The organism is Micromonospora sp. NPDC047740 (assembly GCF_043204735.1).
Taxonomy (GTDB): Bacteria; Actinomycetota; Actinomycetes; order Mycobacteriales; family Micromonosporaceae; genus Micromonospora.
In genome coordinates this window covers 347,240-361,882 of record NZ_JBIDCT010000004.1, presented here as the reverse complement: position 1 = coordinate 361,882, position 14,643 = coordinate 347,240, and the positions used below count along the sequence as shown (strand labels likewise).

13 protein-coding genes are annotated in these 14,643 nt (G+C 74.4%); 11 read left to right on the top strand and 2 right to left on the bottom strand.

All coding sequences use genetic code 11. The features are described from left to right. The first annotated feature begins 11 nt into the window (after positions 1 to 11). The 11 genes from ACGF4F_RS10855 to ACGF4F_RS10805 all read left to right on the top strand — a co-directional run bounded on the left by ACGF4F_RS10855 (position 12) and on the right by ACGF4F_RS10805 (position 12,187). Positions 12 to 1,064: a substrate-binding domain-containing protein gene (locus ACGF4F_RS10855; RefSeq protein ID WP_073835579.1), complete on the top strand. Its 1,053-nt coding sequence runs from the start codon at positions 12 to 14 to the stop codon at positions 1,062 to 1,064. 53 nt (positions 1,065 to 1,117) lie between these two features. After that, positions 1,118 to 2,290 (top strand): Gfo/Idh/MocA family protein, encoded by a 1,173-nt coding sequence (locus ACGF4F_RS10850; RefSeq protein WP_393076849.1) that lies wholly within the window; start codon positions 1,118 to 1,120, stop codon positions 2,288 to 2,290. Between the two features lie 299 nt (positions 2,291 to 2,589). Then, positions 2,590 to 3,738, top strand: a complete 1,149-nt coding sequence (locus tag ACGF4F_RS10845) for an inositol-3-phosphate synthase (protein WP_393076759.1) — start codon at positions 2,590 to 2,592, stop codon at positions 3,736 to 3,738. Next, on the top strand, positions 3,735 to 4,625 hold the full coding sequence (locus tag ACGF4F_RS10840) for an SCO3242 family prenyltransferase (protein WP_357434818.1): 891 nt from the start codon (positions 3,735 to 3,737) through the stop codon (positions 4,623 to 4,625). Before ACGF4F_RS10845 ends, ACGF4F_RS10840 begins: the two co-directional genes overlap by 4 nt. Further along, positions 4,622 to 5,671 carry a sugar phosphate isomerase/epimerase family protein gene (locus ACGF4F_RS10835; RefSeq protein ID WP_393076756.1) on the top strand — a complete coding sequence of 350 codons (1,050 nt, stop codon included), beginning with the start codon at positions 4,622 to 4,624 and terminating at the stop codon, positions 5,669 to 5,671. The genes ACGF4F_RS10840 and ACGF4F_RS10835 overlap by 4 nt, the downstream gene beginning before the upstream one ends. Positions 5,672 to 5,703: 32 nt before the next feature. Beyond that, the gene (locus ACGF4F_RS10830; RefSeq protein WP_357434820.1) at positions 5,704 to 6,324 is read left to right on the top strand and encodes an EboA domain-containing protein; all 621 of its coding nucleotides are present in this window, start codon (positions 5,704 to 5,706) and stop codon (positions 6,322 to 6,324) included. Continuing rightward, complete coding sequence (locus tag ACGF4F_RS10825) at positions 6,324 to 7,175, top strand: TatD family hydrolase (protein ID WP_393076753.1); 852 nt, start codon at positions 6,324 to 6,326, stop codon at positions 7,173 to 7,175. The genes ACGF4F_RS10830 and ACGF4F_RS10825 overlap by 1 nt, the downstream gene beginning before the upstream one ends. Next, positions 7,175 to 8,374, top strand: coding sequence for a metabolite traffic protein EboE (eboE, locus tag ACGF4F_RS10820; RefSeq protein ID WP_393076750.1), 1,200 nt, complete (start codon positions 7,175 to 7,177; stop codon positions 8,372 to 8,374). The genes ACGF4F_RS10825 and eboE overlap by 1 nt, the downstream gene beginning before the upstream one ends. Before the next feature lie 76 nt (positions 8,375 to 8,450). Continuing rightward, positions 8,451 to 9,845, top strand: coding sequence for an alkaline phosphatase family protein (locus tag ACGF4F_RS10815; protein WP_393076747.1), 1,395 nt, complete (start codon positions 8,451 to 8,453; stop codon positions 9,843 to 9,845). Beyond that, positions 9,842 to 10,909 (top strand): polyprenyl synthetase family protein, encoded by a 1,068-nt coding sequence (locus ACGF4F_RS10810; protein ID WP_393076744.1) that lies wholly within the window; start codon positions 9,842 to 9,844, stop codon positions 10,907 to 10,909. The genes ACGF4F_RS10815 and ACGF4F_RS10810 overlap by 4 nt, the downstream gene beginning before the upstream one ends. Before the next feature lie 267 nt (positions 10,910 to 11,176). Beyond that, complete coding sequence (locus tag ACGF4F_RS10805) at positions 11,177 to 12,187, top strand: sugar phosphate isomerase/epimerase family protein (protein WP_393076741.1); 1,011 nt, start codon at positions 11,177 to 11,179, stop codon at positions 12,185 to 12,187. A 70-nt stretch (positions 12,188 to 12,257) separates the two neighbouring features. On the opposite strand, the gene ACGF4F_RS10800 is transcribed toward ACGF4F_RS10805, so the two are convergent. Both ACGF4F_RS10800 and ACGF4F_RS10795 read right to left on the bottom strand, forming a co-directional pair. Further along, positions 12,258 to 13,439 (bottom strand): ROK family protein, encoded by a 1,182-nt coding sequence (locus ACGF4F_RS10800; RefSeq protein ID WP_393076738.1) that lies wholly within the window; start codon positions 13,437 to 13,439, stop codon positions 12,258 to 12,260. Between the two features lie 110 nt (positions 13,440 to 13,549). Further along, a complete protein-coding gene (locus tag ACGF4F_RS10795; RefSeq protein WP_393076735.1) occupies positions 13,550 to 14,623 on the bottom strand; it encodes a sugar phosphate isomerase/epimerase family protein in 1,074 nt (357 codons plus the stop codon). Positions 14,624 to 14,643 lie beyond the last annotated feature (20 nt).

Sequence of the window (14,643 nt, the reverse complement as noted above, 5' to 3'; positions counted from 1 at the left end):
AGGAGGCCGTCATGACAACGCAGGGTCGCGACCTGTCGCGCCGCCGGCTGCTCTTCGGTGGAGCAGCGCTCTCCGCCGGCGTCGTGCTCGCCGGCTGCACCAGCAACGAGAAGGCGCCCACCGCCGCGCAGACCAAGGCCGCCGCGACCGGCGGCAACAGCGAGCCCGGCAAGAAGGTGACCATCGGCTTCTCCGCGCCGGCCGCCGACCACGGCTGGATCGCCGCGATCACCAACAACGCCAAGGCGCAGGCCGGGGCGTACTCCGACGTGGAGCTCAAGTCCGTGGAGGCCGGCGCCGACGCGGCGGCCCAGCGCGCCGCGCTCTCCACCCTGATCTCCCAGAAGCCCGACGTGATCGTGCTGCTGCCGCACGACGGCAAGGAACTCAACGCGTTCGGCCTGGAGGCGATGAAGGCCGGCATCCCGGTGGTCAACCTGGACCGGGCCTTCCCCGACGCGCGGGCCTACCGGCTGCAGATCAAGGGCGACAACTACGGCATGGGGGTGGCCGCAGCCACCTACATCTACGAGCAGCTCAAGGCCAAGGGCGTCAGCAACCCGGTCATCGGCGAGATCCCCGGCATCGACTCGCTGGAGCTGACCCAGGAACGCTCCAAGGGCTTCGCCGACACCCTGGCGTCGTACGGGCTGAAGGTGGCCAACCGCCGGCCGGCCGAGTTCACCGCCGACTCCGGCCAGCAGGCGGCCACCGGCCTGTTCCAGGCGCTGCCCAAGATCGACGCGCTCTGGAACCACGACGACGACCAGGGCATCGGCGTCCTCGCGGCGGTCAACCAGGCCAACCGCAAGGAGTTCTTCATGGTCGGCGGCGCCGGCTCGAAGAAGGCTATGGAGGACATCCAGGCCGACAACACCGTCCTGAAGGCGACCGTCACCTACAGCCCGTCGATGGCCTCCTCGGCCATCTCGCTGGCCCGCCTGATCGGCCAGAACAAGGGCATGTCGGACCTGGTGGAACTCCAGGTCCCGAAGGAGATCGTGCTCGCCTCCGAGACGATCACCAAGGAGAACGCGGGCGACTACCTGAAGCTCGGGTTCTGATACACGGGGGGAGACCCACCTTGTCCAATCACGACAAAGTCCTGCGGGTCGGCATGGTCGGCTACGCGTTCATGGGCGCCGCGCACTCACAGGCGTGGCGCACCGTGAACCGCGTGTACGACCTGCCGGCGCGGGTGCGGATGGCGCTGATCTGCGGCCGGGACGAGCTGAAGGTGGCCGACGCCGCCGGCCGGCTCGGCTGGGAGGGGCACACCACAGACTGGCGGCGGCTCGTCGAGTCCGACGAGATCGACGTGGTCGACATCTGCACACCGGGGGACAGCCACTGCGAGATCGCCATCGCCGCGCTGGCCGCCGGCAAGCACGTGCTGTGCGAGAAGCCGCTCGCCAACACCGTCGAGGAGGCTCGGCAGATGGCGGCCGCCGCCGCCCAGGCCCGGGCTGCCGGGACCCGGGCGATGTGCGGGTTCAACTACCGCCGGGTGCCCGCGGTCACCATGATGCGGCAGCTCATCGCGGACGGGCGGCTCGGCGAGATCCGGCACATCCGCGCGGCGTACCTGCAGGACTGGATCGTGGACCCGCAGTTCCCGCTGGTCTGGCGGCTGCAGAAGGACAAGGCGGGCTCCGGCGCGCTGGGTGACATCGGTGCGCACATCATCGACCTCACCCAGTACGTCACCGGGCAGCGGATCACCGGGGTCAGCGCGGTGACCGAGACCTTCGTCAAGGAGCGGCCGCTGCCGGCCGGGTCGAGCGGCCTGGCCGCGCAGGCCGACGGCCACGGCCAGGCGATGGGTCAGGTCACCGTAGACGACGCGGCGGCGTTCGTGGCCCGGCTCGACGGCGGGGCGCTCGCCACGTACGAGGCGAGCCGGTTCGCCACCGGCCGCAAGAACGCCCTCCGGGTGGAGATCAACGGCTCGCTCGGCACCCTGGTCTTCGACCTGGAACGCCTCAACGAGCTGGAGTTCTACGACGCCACGCGGCCCACCGCCGAGCAGGGCTTCACCCGGATCCTGGTGACCGAGGGGGACCACCCGTACATGTCGGCCTGGTGGCCGCCCGGCCACATCATCGGCTACGAGCACTCCTTCACCCACCAGATGCGCGACTTCGTCGAGGCGATCGCCACCGGCACCGACCCGGCGCCGTCGTTCGCCGACGCGCTGCAGGTCCAGCTGGTGCTGGACGCGGTGACCCGCTCGGCGGAGCTGGCCAGCTGGACGGAGGTGGAGCCGGCGCTGGCCGAAGTGGCCGCCTGACCCACGCGGCGCCTCGCGTTGGCTGGGGTGCCGCCTGACGGATGCGGTGCCTCGCGTTGGCTGGGGTGCCGCCGGACCGATGCGGCGCCCGCAGGGCACCGCCCGAGGAGGTTTCCCGGAACCCGACCGGCGAGGACCCGCCGCGGTTGCGCCCCACGGCGGGGATGAGGTCGGATTCCGGGGAACGTGCCACCGGAGCCCCTCCGGCGCGGCACGACCAAGCACGGCCCTCCGGTGCGGCCGGACCGGGATTCCCCGGCCGCACCGGCGGACCGACCCGACCCTGGGGAGGGAGCACGATGCGTACGGGTGTCTGGCTGGTGGGAGCGCGCGGCTCGGTCGCGACCACCAGCATCGTCGGGGCGCTGGCCCTGCGGGCCGGGCTCACCGACCCGACCGGTTGCGTCACCGAGCTGCCCGAGCTGCGCGGGCCCGCCCTGCCGACCTTCGCCGACCTCGTCCTCGGCGGCCATGACGTGGTGGCGTGCCCGCTCAGCAAGCGAGCCGAGGCGCTCGCCGCCGCCGGGGTGCTGCCCGGCCGGCTGCTGGACGCCCTCAGCGCGGAGTTGGCCGGTGTCGAGGCGGCGCTGCGCCCCGCCCCGACCGAGGGCACCCAGGCCGAGCGGGCTGCCGCCGTGGCCCGCGACCTGACCGACTTCCGGAGCCGGCACGCCCTGGACCGGGTGGTGGTGGTCAACGTCTCCACCACCGAACCGGCCGCCACCGCGCACCCGGCCCACCACGACCTCGCCGCGCTGCGGGACACACTGGCCGGCCCCGCCGAGGTGCTGCCGGCCAGCTCGCTGTACGCGTACGCGGCGTTCACCGCCGGCTGCCCGTACGTGGACTTCACGCCGTCCACCGGGGCCCGGCTGCCCGCGCTGGCGGCCCTGGCCGAGGAGCGCGGCCTGCCGTACGCCGGGAACGACGGCAAGACCGGGGAGACCCTGGTCAAGGCGGTGCTCGCGCCGATGTTCGCGATGCGGAACCTGGCCGTGCGCTCCTGGTCCGGGCTGAACCTGCTCGGCGGCGGGGACGGTGCCGCGCTCGCCGAGCCGGCCGCCAACGCCGCCAAGGTGAGCAGCAAGCAGCGGGTGCTCGGCGAGACCCTCGGCTACGTCCCGCAGGGCGACACCCGGATCGACTACGTCGAGGACCTCGGCGACTTCAAGACCGCCTGGGACCTGATCACCTTCGCCGGCTTCCTCGGCACCCGGATGCGGATGGAGTTCACCTGGCACGGCTGCGACTCGGCGCTGGCCGCCCCGCTGGTGCTCGACCTGGCCCGGCTCACCGCCGCCGCGCACGCCGCCGGCCGCCGAGGCCCCCTCGCCGAGCTGGCCTTCTTCTTCAAGGACGGCATCGACGCGCCCGCCCATTCGCTCGCCGAGCAGTGGACGGTGCTGTGCGACTTCGTCGCCGGGCTGCACGCCGGAGCCGGGCGATGACCCGGCTGGCCGACCTCGCCGAACTGGTCCGGGCGCCCGCCGCGCTCTCCGTACCCGGGGACGTGGTGGCCGGCGCGGCGGCGGCCGGCGCACTGGACCGCCGGACGCCGGCCCTGGCCGGGGCGTCGGTGCTGCTCTACTGGGCCGGCATGGCCGCCAACGACTGGGCCGACCGGCGGTTGGACGCCGTGGAACGCCCCGAGCGGCCGATCCCGTCCGGCCGGGTGCACCCCGCCGCCGCGTTCGGCGTCGCCGCCGGCCTGACCGCCGCCGGGCTCGCCGTGGCCACGGCCGCCGGCGGCCGGCGGGCGGCCGCCGTCGCGGTCCCGCTCGCCGGCGCGATCTGGGGGTACGACCTGCTCGCCAAGAACACCGCCGCCGGCCCCGCCGTGATGGCCGCCTGCCGGGGCCTAGACGTGCTGCTCGGCGCGAGCCCCGCCGGCCGGAGCGCGCCACGCGCTGCCGGCCGGGTCCCCTCGGCCCGGCGGGGGTTCGTCCGGGCGCTGCCGGCGGCGCTGACCGTCGCCGCACACACCTGGACGGTCACCGCGCTGTCCCGCCGCGAGGTGTCCGGCGCCGACCGGCGGCTGCCGCAGGCCACCCTGGCCGGCACCGCCCTGGTCGCCGCCACCGCGCTGAGCCGTACCGAGCCGGTCCCCGCCGTGCTCGCCGCCGGCTACGCCACCAGCTACGGGTCGGCGCAGGTCCGGGTGCTCGCCGATCCGTCACCGGCCCGGGTCCGCGCCGCCGTGGGCGCGGGCATCACCGGACTGCCCGCGTTGCAGGGCGCGCTGACCGCCCGGGCCGGCGCCCGACTGCTCGGCCTCGCGGTGGCGGCCGCCGCCCCGCTCGGCCGCCGCCTGGCCCGACTGGTCTCGCCGACATGACCGGCCGGCCGGCGCCCAGCCCGCCATCCCCGTCCGTGCCGCACGGCGCCCCGCCGACGGCGGACGCCGGGGCTGCGCCGGCCGGGCGCGGGGGCGCGCCGGACCCGGCCGGGCTCCGCTTCGGATACGGGACCAACGGCTTCGCCAACCACCGGCTCGACGACGCGCTCGGCGTGCTCGCCGACCTCGGCTACCAGGGGGTGGCGCTCACCCTCGACCACGACCACCTCGACCCGTTCGCGCCGGAGCTCGGCCGCCGGGTGGCCGCGGTGCACCGCCGGCTGACCGCACTCGGCCTGGCTGTGGTGGTCGAGACCGGCGCCCGCTACCTGCTCGACCCGTGGCACAAGCACGCCCCGACGCTGCTGCACGACGACCCGGCGCTGCGGATCGAGTTCCTCCGCCGGGCCGTGCGGATCGGCGCGGACCTGGGCGCCGAGGCGGTCTCCTTCTGGGCCGGGGTACGCCCGCCGGAGGTGCCGGAGTCGGTCGCCTGGGACCGGCTCGTCGCCGGCTGCGCCACGGTCTGCGCCGAGGCCGCGGCGGCCGGCGTGCCGCTCGGGTTCGAGCCCGAGCCGGGCATGCTGGTCGAGGACATCGCCGGCTGGCACCGGCTGCGGGACGCGCTCGGCGCGCCGCCCGGCTTCGGCATCACCCTCGACATCGGACACTGCCGCTGCCTGGAGCCGCAGCCGGTGCCCGACTGCGTGACGGCGGTCGCCGACCACCTGGTCAACGTGCAGATCGACGACATGCGCCGGGGCGTGCACGAGCACCTGGAGTTCGGCACCGGCGAGATCGACTTTCCGCCGGTGCTGCGCGCTCTCGCCGATGCCGGCTACCGCGGCCTGGTGGCCGTGGAACTGCCCCGGCACTCGCACGCCGCGCCGGCCGTCGCCGCCCGGTCGATCGAGTTTCTGCACGCCGCCGCCGGGGCCGACCGGCCCCGGACAACCGACTCGGACCCTTTGCTCTGCAGCCACGGAGGCAACACGTCCGGACCGCGGGTGCTGCGTAAGGGGCTGCAGAGCAAAGGCGGTGGCTGAGCACCTGCCACCCGGCTCAGAGGGGAGACGGAATGACACCCGATCGACTGCGCGCCGCGCTGCGGGGCGTACCCGATCCGCAGTGGCTGGACGCGGCCCTGCGCCGCGTCGCGACCGAGCCCACGGCGATCGCGCGCCTCTTCGCCACCGCCGCCCGGCGGTGCGGTCGGGGGCCGCTGCCCGATCCGCCGGGCTGGACGGTCGACGAGGCGGCCCGGGCGCTGCTGCTCACCGCGCTCCCCGCCGACCACGCGGCGGTGGCCGACTCCCTCTATCGGCAGGGCGACGCCGCCGAGAAGCGGGCCGTGCTGCGTGCGCTGCCGCTGCTGCCGATCGGGGCGGCCTGCGTGCCGCTGCTGCACGACGCGATCCGCACCAACGACACCCGGCTGGTCGCCGCCGCGCTCGGCCCGTACGCCCGGCACCTGGAGCAGCCGGCCTGGCGGCAGGCCGTGCTCAAGTGCGTGTTCACCGGCGTACCGCTGGCGGACGTGGACGACCTGCACGGCCGGGCGGACGGCGAACTGGCGGCGATGCTGGCCGCGTTCGCCGCCGAGCGGAACGCGGCCGGCCGGACCATGCCCGCCGACGCCACCGCCCTGCTCGACCGGCTCGGCGCCGGCTCGCACCCCACCACCGCCAGGGAGGCGTGATGCGCATCTTCGACCCGCACATCCACATGACCTCACGTACCACCGACGACTACGAGCGGATGGCCGCCGCCGGGGTACGCGCGGTGGTGGAGCCGGCGTTCTGGCTCGGCCAGCCGCGCACCAGCGCCGCCTCGTTCGTCGACTACTTCGACTCGCTGATCGGCTGGGAGCCGTTCCGGGCCGGGCAGTTCGGCGTCCGGCACCACGCCACCGTCGCGCTGAACCCGAAGGAGGCCAACGACTCCCGCTGCCGCCCCGTGCTCGACCTGCTCCCGCGCTACCTGGACAAGGACGGCGTGGTGGCGGTCGGCGAGATCGGCTACGACTCGATGACCCCGGCCGAGGACGCCGCCTTCGCGGGGCAGCTCGCCCTGGCCGTCGGGCACGACCTGCCCGCCCTGGTGCACACCCCGCACCGGGACAAGGCCCGCGGCGTCGAGCGCACCCTGGCGGTGGTCGCCGAGTCCGGCATCGACCCCGGGCGGGTGCTGATCGACCACCTCAACGAGGTCACCGTGAAGCTGGTCCGGGACACCGGCTGCTGGCTGGGCTTCTCCATCTATCCAGAGACGAAGATGTCGCCGCCGCGGATGGTCGAGCTGCTGAAGACGTACGGGACCGAGCGGATGGTGGTCAACTCGGCCGCCGACTGGGGGCGTTCCGACCCGCTGCTCACCCGGGCCACCGGGGAGGCGATGCTGCTCGCCGGGTTCACCGAGGACGACGTGGACCGGGTGCTCTGGCGCAACCCGGTCGAGTTCTACGGCCAGTCCGGAAAGCTGGACCTCACCGACGTGGACGCACCCGCGCCCTCCTTCGCCGGCAACTCCATCCTGCGCGGGGGCGAGTGATGCGCTTCCGCCATGCCGACGGCAGCACCGTCCACCTCGGCTACTGCACCAACGTCCACCCGGCCGAGGACCTGGCCGGGATCCTCGCCCAGCTCGACACGTACGCGCTCCCGGTCCGCCGGGCGCTCGGCGCCGACCTGCTCGGACTGGGGCTCTGGCTGGCCGCCCCGGTGGCCGCCGCGCTCGCCGCCGACCCGGCGGCCCGCCGCCGGCTCCGGCACGAGCTGACCGTACGCGGGCTGGAAGTGGTCACCCTCAACGGCTTCCCGTACGCGGCCTTCCAGGCGCCGGTGGTGAAGGGCGCGGTGTACCACCCGGACTGGACCACCCCGGAGCGGCTCGGGTACACCCTGGACCTGGCCCGGGTGCTGGCCGACCTGCTCCCCGAGGACGCGGCCCGCGGCTCGATCTCCACCCTGCCGCTGGCCTGGCGTACGCCGTGGGACGCCGCCCGGGCCGACGCCGCCCGGCGCCGCCTCGACGAGCTGGCGGCCGGGCTCGCCGCGGTGGAGCGGGAGACCGGGCGGACCATCCGGGTCGGCTTCGAGCCGGAACCGGGCTGCCTGGTGGAGTCCACCGGACAGGCGCGTGAGATATTCTCAACCATGGATTCGGACCGGCTCGGGATCTGCCTCGATCTGGCCCACCTCGCCTGCGCCTGGGAGGAGCCGGTCGAGGCGCTGGGCCGGCTCCGGGCCGCCGGGCTGCCGGTGGTCAAGGTGCAGGTCTCCGCCGCCGTCGAGGCGGCCGATCCGGAGGGTTCGGCCGAGGCGCTGCGCCGCTGGGTGGAGCCGCGCTTCCTGCACCAGACCAGAGCCGCCGGCTGCGCCGGGGGCAGCGACCCGGCCGATCCGGCGTACGCCGCCGACGATCTCGACGCCGCCCTCGACACCCGGCTGCCCGGGCCGTGGCGGGTGCACTACCACGTGCCGCTGCACGCCCCGCCGGAGCCGCCGCTGCGGTCCACCCTGCCGGTGCTGCGGGCCGCGCTCGCCGCGCTGTACGCCGGACCGGTCGCCGGCTGCGAGCACCTCGACGTCGAGACGTACACCTGGGGGGTGCTCCCGGCGGCGCGGCGGCCGCGTACCGACGCGGAGCTGGCCGCGGGGATCGCCGCCGAGCTGGCCTTCGCCCGCGACGAGCTGGTCGGGCTCGGGCTGGCCACGACGGCGAACGAGCGAAGCGAGGTGCCGGCATGAGCGAGCGTCAGCGAGCGAATCATCGACACGGTGCCGTGGTGCCTCATGGCGGTGCCGAGCGAAGCGAGGTGCCGGCATGAGCAAGCGGCTAGTGGTCATCGACGTGGTGGGGCTGACCCCGCGCCTGCTGGCGCACATGCCCCGGCTGCGCGCGGTCGCCGAGTCGGGCTTCTCCGCCGAGCTGGGCACGGTGCTGCCCGCGGTCACCTGCTCGGTGCAGTCCACCTTCCTCACCGGAGAACCACCGGCCGGCCACGGGATCGTCGGCAACGGTTGGTACTTCCGGGATCTCGGCGAGGTGCTGCTCTGGCGGCAGCACAACGCCCTGGTCGGCGGGGAGAAGCTGTGGCAGGCGGCCCGCCGGGTCGAGCCCGGCTACCGGGTCGCCAACGTCTGCTGGTGGTACGCGATGGGCGCCGACGTGGACTGGACGGTGACGCCGCGCCCGATCTACTACGCGGACGGGCGCAAGGAGCCGGACTGCTGGACCGATCCGCCCGAGCTGCACGACGCGCTCACCGACGCGCTCGGCACCTTCCCGCTCTTCACCTACTGGGGGCCCGGGGCGGGGCTGCCGTCGTCGCGGTGGATCTGCCGGGCGGCCGAGCGGATCCTCGCCGACCACGCCCCGGACCTGACCCTGGTCTACGTCCCGCACCTCGACTACGACCTGCAGCGGTTCGGCCCGTCCTCGCCGCAGGCCGCCGCCGCGGCGGCCGAGCTGGACGCGGTGCTCGCCCCGCTGCTGGACGCCGTCCGGGAGCGGGACGCCACCGTGGTGGCGCTCTCCGAGTACGGCATCACCGACGTCTCCCGCCCGGTCGACGTCAACCGCCTGCTGCGGTCCGAGGGGCTGCTGCGGGTCTACACCCAGGACGGCATGGAGTACCTCGACCCGTGGACGTCCCGGGCCTTCGCGGTCGCCGACCACCAGGTCGCGCACGTCTACGTGAAGGACCCGGCCGACGTGCCGGCGGTGGCGAAGCTCTGCGCCGGGCTGCCCGGGGTGGCCGAGGTGCTGGACGCCGCCGGGCAGGCCGGCTACGGGCTGGACCACGAGCGCTCCGGCGAGCTGGTGCTGGTGGCCGAGCCGGACGCCTGGTTCACCTACTACTACTGGCTCGACGACGCCCGCGCACCCGACTTCGCCCGCCTCGTGGAGATCCACCGCAAGCCCGGCTACGATCCGGCCGAGCTGTTCTTCGACCCGGCCGCCCCGGGCGCCGCGAAGCGCCGGGCGGGGGTGGCGCTGGCCCGCAAGAAGCTCGGCATGCGCTACCTGATGAGCGTGGTGGGGCTGGACGCCGGGGCGCGGGCGGTCCGCGGCTCGCACGGCCGGCTGCCCGCCGACCCGGCCGACGGGCCGGTGCTGCTCTGCTCCGACCCGACCGCGGCCCGGGACCGGGTCGCCGCGACCGACGTGAAGGCCCTGCTGCTCCAGCTCGCCGGACTGGCCCGGGAGGCACCATGACCGTCACCGTCGCACCGACCGACCCGGCCCTGCTGCGGGATCGCTTCGACGCCGCGCTCGCCGCGTTCCTGCACGAGCGGCGGCCGGGTCGGTCGGACGACGGTACGGGGGCCGTCCACGCCGTGCTGCGCCGGTTCGTTCTCGCCGGTGGCAAGCGGCTGCGGCCCCTGTTCTGCTACTGGGGCTGGCGCGGCTTCGGCGGCCCGGACGGCGGCCCGATCATGGTCGCCGCGGCGGCGCTGGAGCTGTTCCACGCCTTCGCGCTTATCCACGACGACATCCTGGACGGCAGCGACCTGCGGCGCGGCCAGCCCTCGGTGCACCGGGTCTTCGCCGAGCTGCACACCCGCTCCGGCTGGCACGGCGACCCCGCGGCGTACGGCCGGGACGCCGCCCTGCTCTGCGGCGACCTCTGCGCCGCCTGGTCGGGCCAGATGTTCCACGACTGCGGGCTCGAACCGGCGCAGGTCCGCCGCGGGCTCGCCGTCTTCGCCCGGATGCGGGCGGAGGTGATCGCGGGGGAGTACCTGGACGTGGTCTCCGCGGTCGGCGACGGCTCGGTGGCCGCCGCCCTGGCCGTGGTCCGGATGAAGACGGCCCGGTACACGGTGACCCGCCCGGTGCAGATCGGCGCCGCCCTGGCCGGCGCCGACCCCGCCATCGTGACCGCGCTGGCGGAGTTCGGCGACCCGCTCGGGGACGCCTTCCAGCTCCGCGACGACCTGCTCGGCGTCTTCGGCGACCCGGCCGTCACCGGCAAGTCGAACCTGGACGATCTGCGGGAGGGTAAGCCGACCGTGCTGCTGGCGCTCGCCCGGGAGGCGGCCGGCCCGACGCAGGCGGCGCGACTGCGGGCGCTGGTCGGCGACCCCGAGCTGGACCACGGGGGCGCGGCCGAGGTGCAGGGGATCATCGAGGCCACCGGCGCGCGGGAGCGGGTCGAGGGCATGATCCGGGCCCGCGTCGACCAGGCCCGCGCCGCGCTGGACCGGACACCGCTGGCCGAGCCCGCCCGGTCGGCACTGGTCGAGCTGACCACCCGGGCCGCGCACCGCCGGCACTGAGCCGCCGTCCTCGGTGGTGACCTCCGGCCGGTAGCGGCAAGGTGGGGCGCCCGGTTGGACACCCCGATCAGGTGGGGCCTTCCGCGAGCGGGGCGGCGGAAATAGAGTGGGGGCGGCGACCGCGAGGTGGCCGGTGACCCGACGGGAGGCGCAACCCGTCGGGCCTCAGGCGCGACCGCGCCCACCGGTGTCCGTCGAGGTCGCCAGCACCCGGTCGCCCTCGCCCGGCCCGCAACGGAATCCCCCATCACACAGGGGAGAAGGACAATGGCGCGACCCATCACGCTCTTCACCGGCCAGTGGGCCGATCTTCCGTTCGACGAGGTCTGCCGGCTCGCCGCCGAGTGGGGGTACGACGGCCTCGAGATCGCCTGCTGGGGCGACCACTTCGAGGTCGACAAGGCCCTCGCCGACGAGTCGTACGTGGACCGGAAGCGGGCCACCCTCGCCAAGCACAACCTCCAGGTCTTCGCCATCTCCAACCACCTGGTCGGGCAGGCGGTCTGCGACCACCCCATCGACGAGCGGCACCAGGACATCCTGCCCACCCGGATCTGGGGCGACGGCGAGCCGGAGGGCGTGCGCCGCCGGGCCGCCGAGGAGATGAAGGACACCGCCCGGGCGGCGGCGAAGCTGGGGGTGCGGACGGTGGTCGGGTTCACCGGCTCATCCATCTGGCACACGCTGGCGATGTTCCCGCCGGTGCCGCCGGCGATGATCGAACGCGGTTACCAGGACTTCGCCGACCGGTGGAACCCGATCCTCGACGTCTTCGACGAGGTGGGGGTCCGCTTCGCGCACGAGGTGCACCCCAGCGAGATCGCGTACGACTACTGGACCACCAAGCGGACGCTGGAGGCGATCGGCCACCGCCCCGCGTTCGGGCTGAACTGGGACCCGTCCCACTTCGTCTGGCAGGAGCTGGACCCGGTCAACTTCATCTTCGACTTCGCCGACCGGATCTACCACGTCGACTGCAAGGACGCGAAGGTCCGCACCGGCGACGGGCGGCGCGGGCGGCTCTCCTCCCACCTACCGTGGGCGGACCTGCGGCGTGGCTGGGACTTCGTCTCCACCGGCCACGGGGACGTGCCGTGGGAGGACTGCTTCCGGGCGTTGAACGCGATCGGCTACGACGGCCCGATCTCCATCGAGTGGGAGGACGCCGGCATGGACCGGCTGGTCGGTGCGCCCGAGGCGCTCCAGTTCGTCCGCCGGCACGCCTTCGACGCCCCGGCCGCCGCCTTCGACGCCGCCTTCAGCAGCAACCGCGACTGACGGTTCGGCCGCCACGAACAGGCGGGAGGCGACCGAGGTCGCCTCCCGCCTGTTCAGGTCAGGGCGGTGCTCAGCAGGCCGCGAAGACGTGGTCGCTGATCAGGCGAGCGCCACCGATCAGGGCGGCCCGGTCGTCCAGGTCGGAGAGGACGATCGGCATGCTGCCGGTGGCCAGCGGCGTCGAGCGTCGGTAGACCACGCCGCGGATCTCGGCCAGCAGGACGGGACCGATGCCGGGGGCCGCGCCGCCGATGATCACGATGGCCGGGTTGACGAAGCTGACCAGGCCGACCACCACCTGCCCGAGCCGGCGGGCGGCGTCGCGGACCAGCGTCTGCGCGACCGGGTCCCCGTCGGTCACGCCCCGGCCCACGTCGGCCATGGTCAGCGTGCCGGCCGCCGCCAGCCGGTCGCCGAGCGCCGTCGAGCGCCCGGCCCGCGCGGCGGCCACGGCCTCCCGCACCAGCGCGGCATCCCCGCAGTACGCCTCCAGGCAGCCGGTCTGACCGCAGCCGCACAGTGGCCCGTCCTCGACGAGCGGGAGGTGACCGACGTCACCGGCCCCGCTGGCCGCGCCCCGGTAGAGCGCGCCGTCGAGGATCAGCCCGCAGCCCACCGCGTTGCCCAGCTTGACGTAGAGGAAGTCGTCGAACGCCCGGCCGGTGCCGGCGTGCAGCTCACCGAGCGCCATCACGTTGGCGTCGTTGTCGACCTGCACCGGGCAGCCCAGCTCGGCGGCGATGGTGTCGCGGACCGGGAACTGGTGCCAGCCGGGCAGGGCGGGCGCGACGGCCGGCGCGCCGGCCCGGACCGCGACCGGCCCGGGCAGGGCCACACCGACCCCGGCCAGCCGGGCCAGCCCGGCCTCAGCGCGGAGCTTGCCGAGCACCTCGACCGCGCGGCTCACCGCCGCTTCCGGGCCGACCCGTACGTCCAGCGGCTCGGCGTGCCGGGTGAGCAGGGTCAGCTCGCCGTCGGTGAGCGCCACCTCGAGCCGCCCGTCACCGACGACCACCGCGCCGAACCGGACCTGCCCGGCCATCCGGAGCAGCGACGACCGCCGCCCGCCCCGGGACGCGGCCGGCCCCGCGGTCTCCACCAGGCCCTGCGCGGTCAGCCGGTCCACCTCTGCGGCGAACCGGGCCCGGGGCAGGCCCAGGGCGTCCGTCAGCTCCACCCGGGAGCGCGGGCCGTCGCGCAGCAGCCGCAGCAGCCTTGTCTGGTCCGCGCTCTCCAGTCCCACCATCGTCATCGCGATCACCCCCGCTCCGAATGTGCCATACGTGCGTCACAGCGGCGTGACGCGAGGGGGCCGCCCCCGGTTTCCCGGGAGCGGCCCCCCTTGCGGTCGGACAGGTCGGGTCAGCCCCGCAGGCTCGACATGTGCCGGTAGCTGATCTCCGCGTAGCGCAGCGACCGGCCCGGGTCGGCGCTGCCACCGGGCGCGGTGTCCTGCTCCCACATCGGGTTGTGGTAGCCCTTGGCGCCCATGTTGGCGAAGAAGCCGCCGTAGTCGATGTCGCCCTGGCCGAGCGGCACCATGTCGTACCCGTTGGTGGTGCCCGTGTTGATCTTGCCGTCCTTGGCGTGGAATAGCGGGAACCGGTTGGTCCGGGCGGCCACGGTGGCCAGCGGGTCGAAGACGTTGGTCTGCGTCACGCCGTCCGGGTCGGTGTAGCTGCGGTACCGGTACTGGGCCACGTGCGCCCAGTAGATGTCCATCTCGAACCAGACCCACTCCGGGTTGGTGAGCCCGAAGAAGTACTCCAGCTTGCGGACGCCGGAGGACCGGGTCGGGCGGCCCAGCGCGTCCAGCGGCCCGCTGTCCAGCAGGAAGTTGTACGCCGCGTCGTGGTTGTGGGTGTAGAGCTTCAGCCCACGCGCGGCGGCCATCTCGCCGAAGGTGTTCCACCGGTCGGCGGCGGCGTCCCAGTCGGCCTTGTAGTTGCTGCCGGTCGGGTCGCTGCCGGTGCCGATGTGGGTCATGCCGAGGATCTCGGCGGTGTCCAGCGTCTGCTCGAACTGGGCGATCGTGGTCGGGGTGACCGTGCCCGGGACCGAGGCGTGCGAGCCGTTGGCGCGCAGCCCGTTGTCGTCGAGGATCTTGCGGATCTCGGTCGGGGTGATCTGCCGGCCGAGGATCGAGGTGTGCTGGGTGTACCCGGCGAACTCGACCTCCTTGTAGCCGATCTCGGCGAGCCGGCCGAGCACCCGCTCGAAGCCGAACGGCACTCCGCTGCCGTCGTCGGCGGCGCCGATCCGGTCACGGACGCTGTAGAGGATGATGCCGCGCTTGCCGGGCGGGACGAGTACGCCGTTGCTCGCCGCAGTGGCCGAGGGGGCCCAGCCGGCGGCACCGACGGCGACCGCCCCGGCCGCCCCGGCGATGGTGCCGAGCATCCGTCGGCGGCTCATCCCGTGTGTGCTGTCGTTCATCTCGGGCTGCCTTTCTCAGG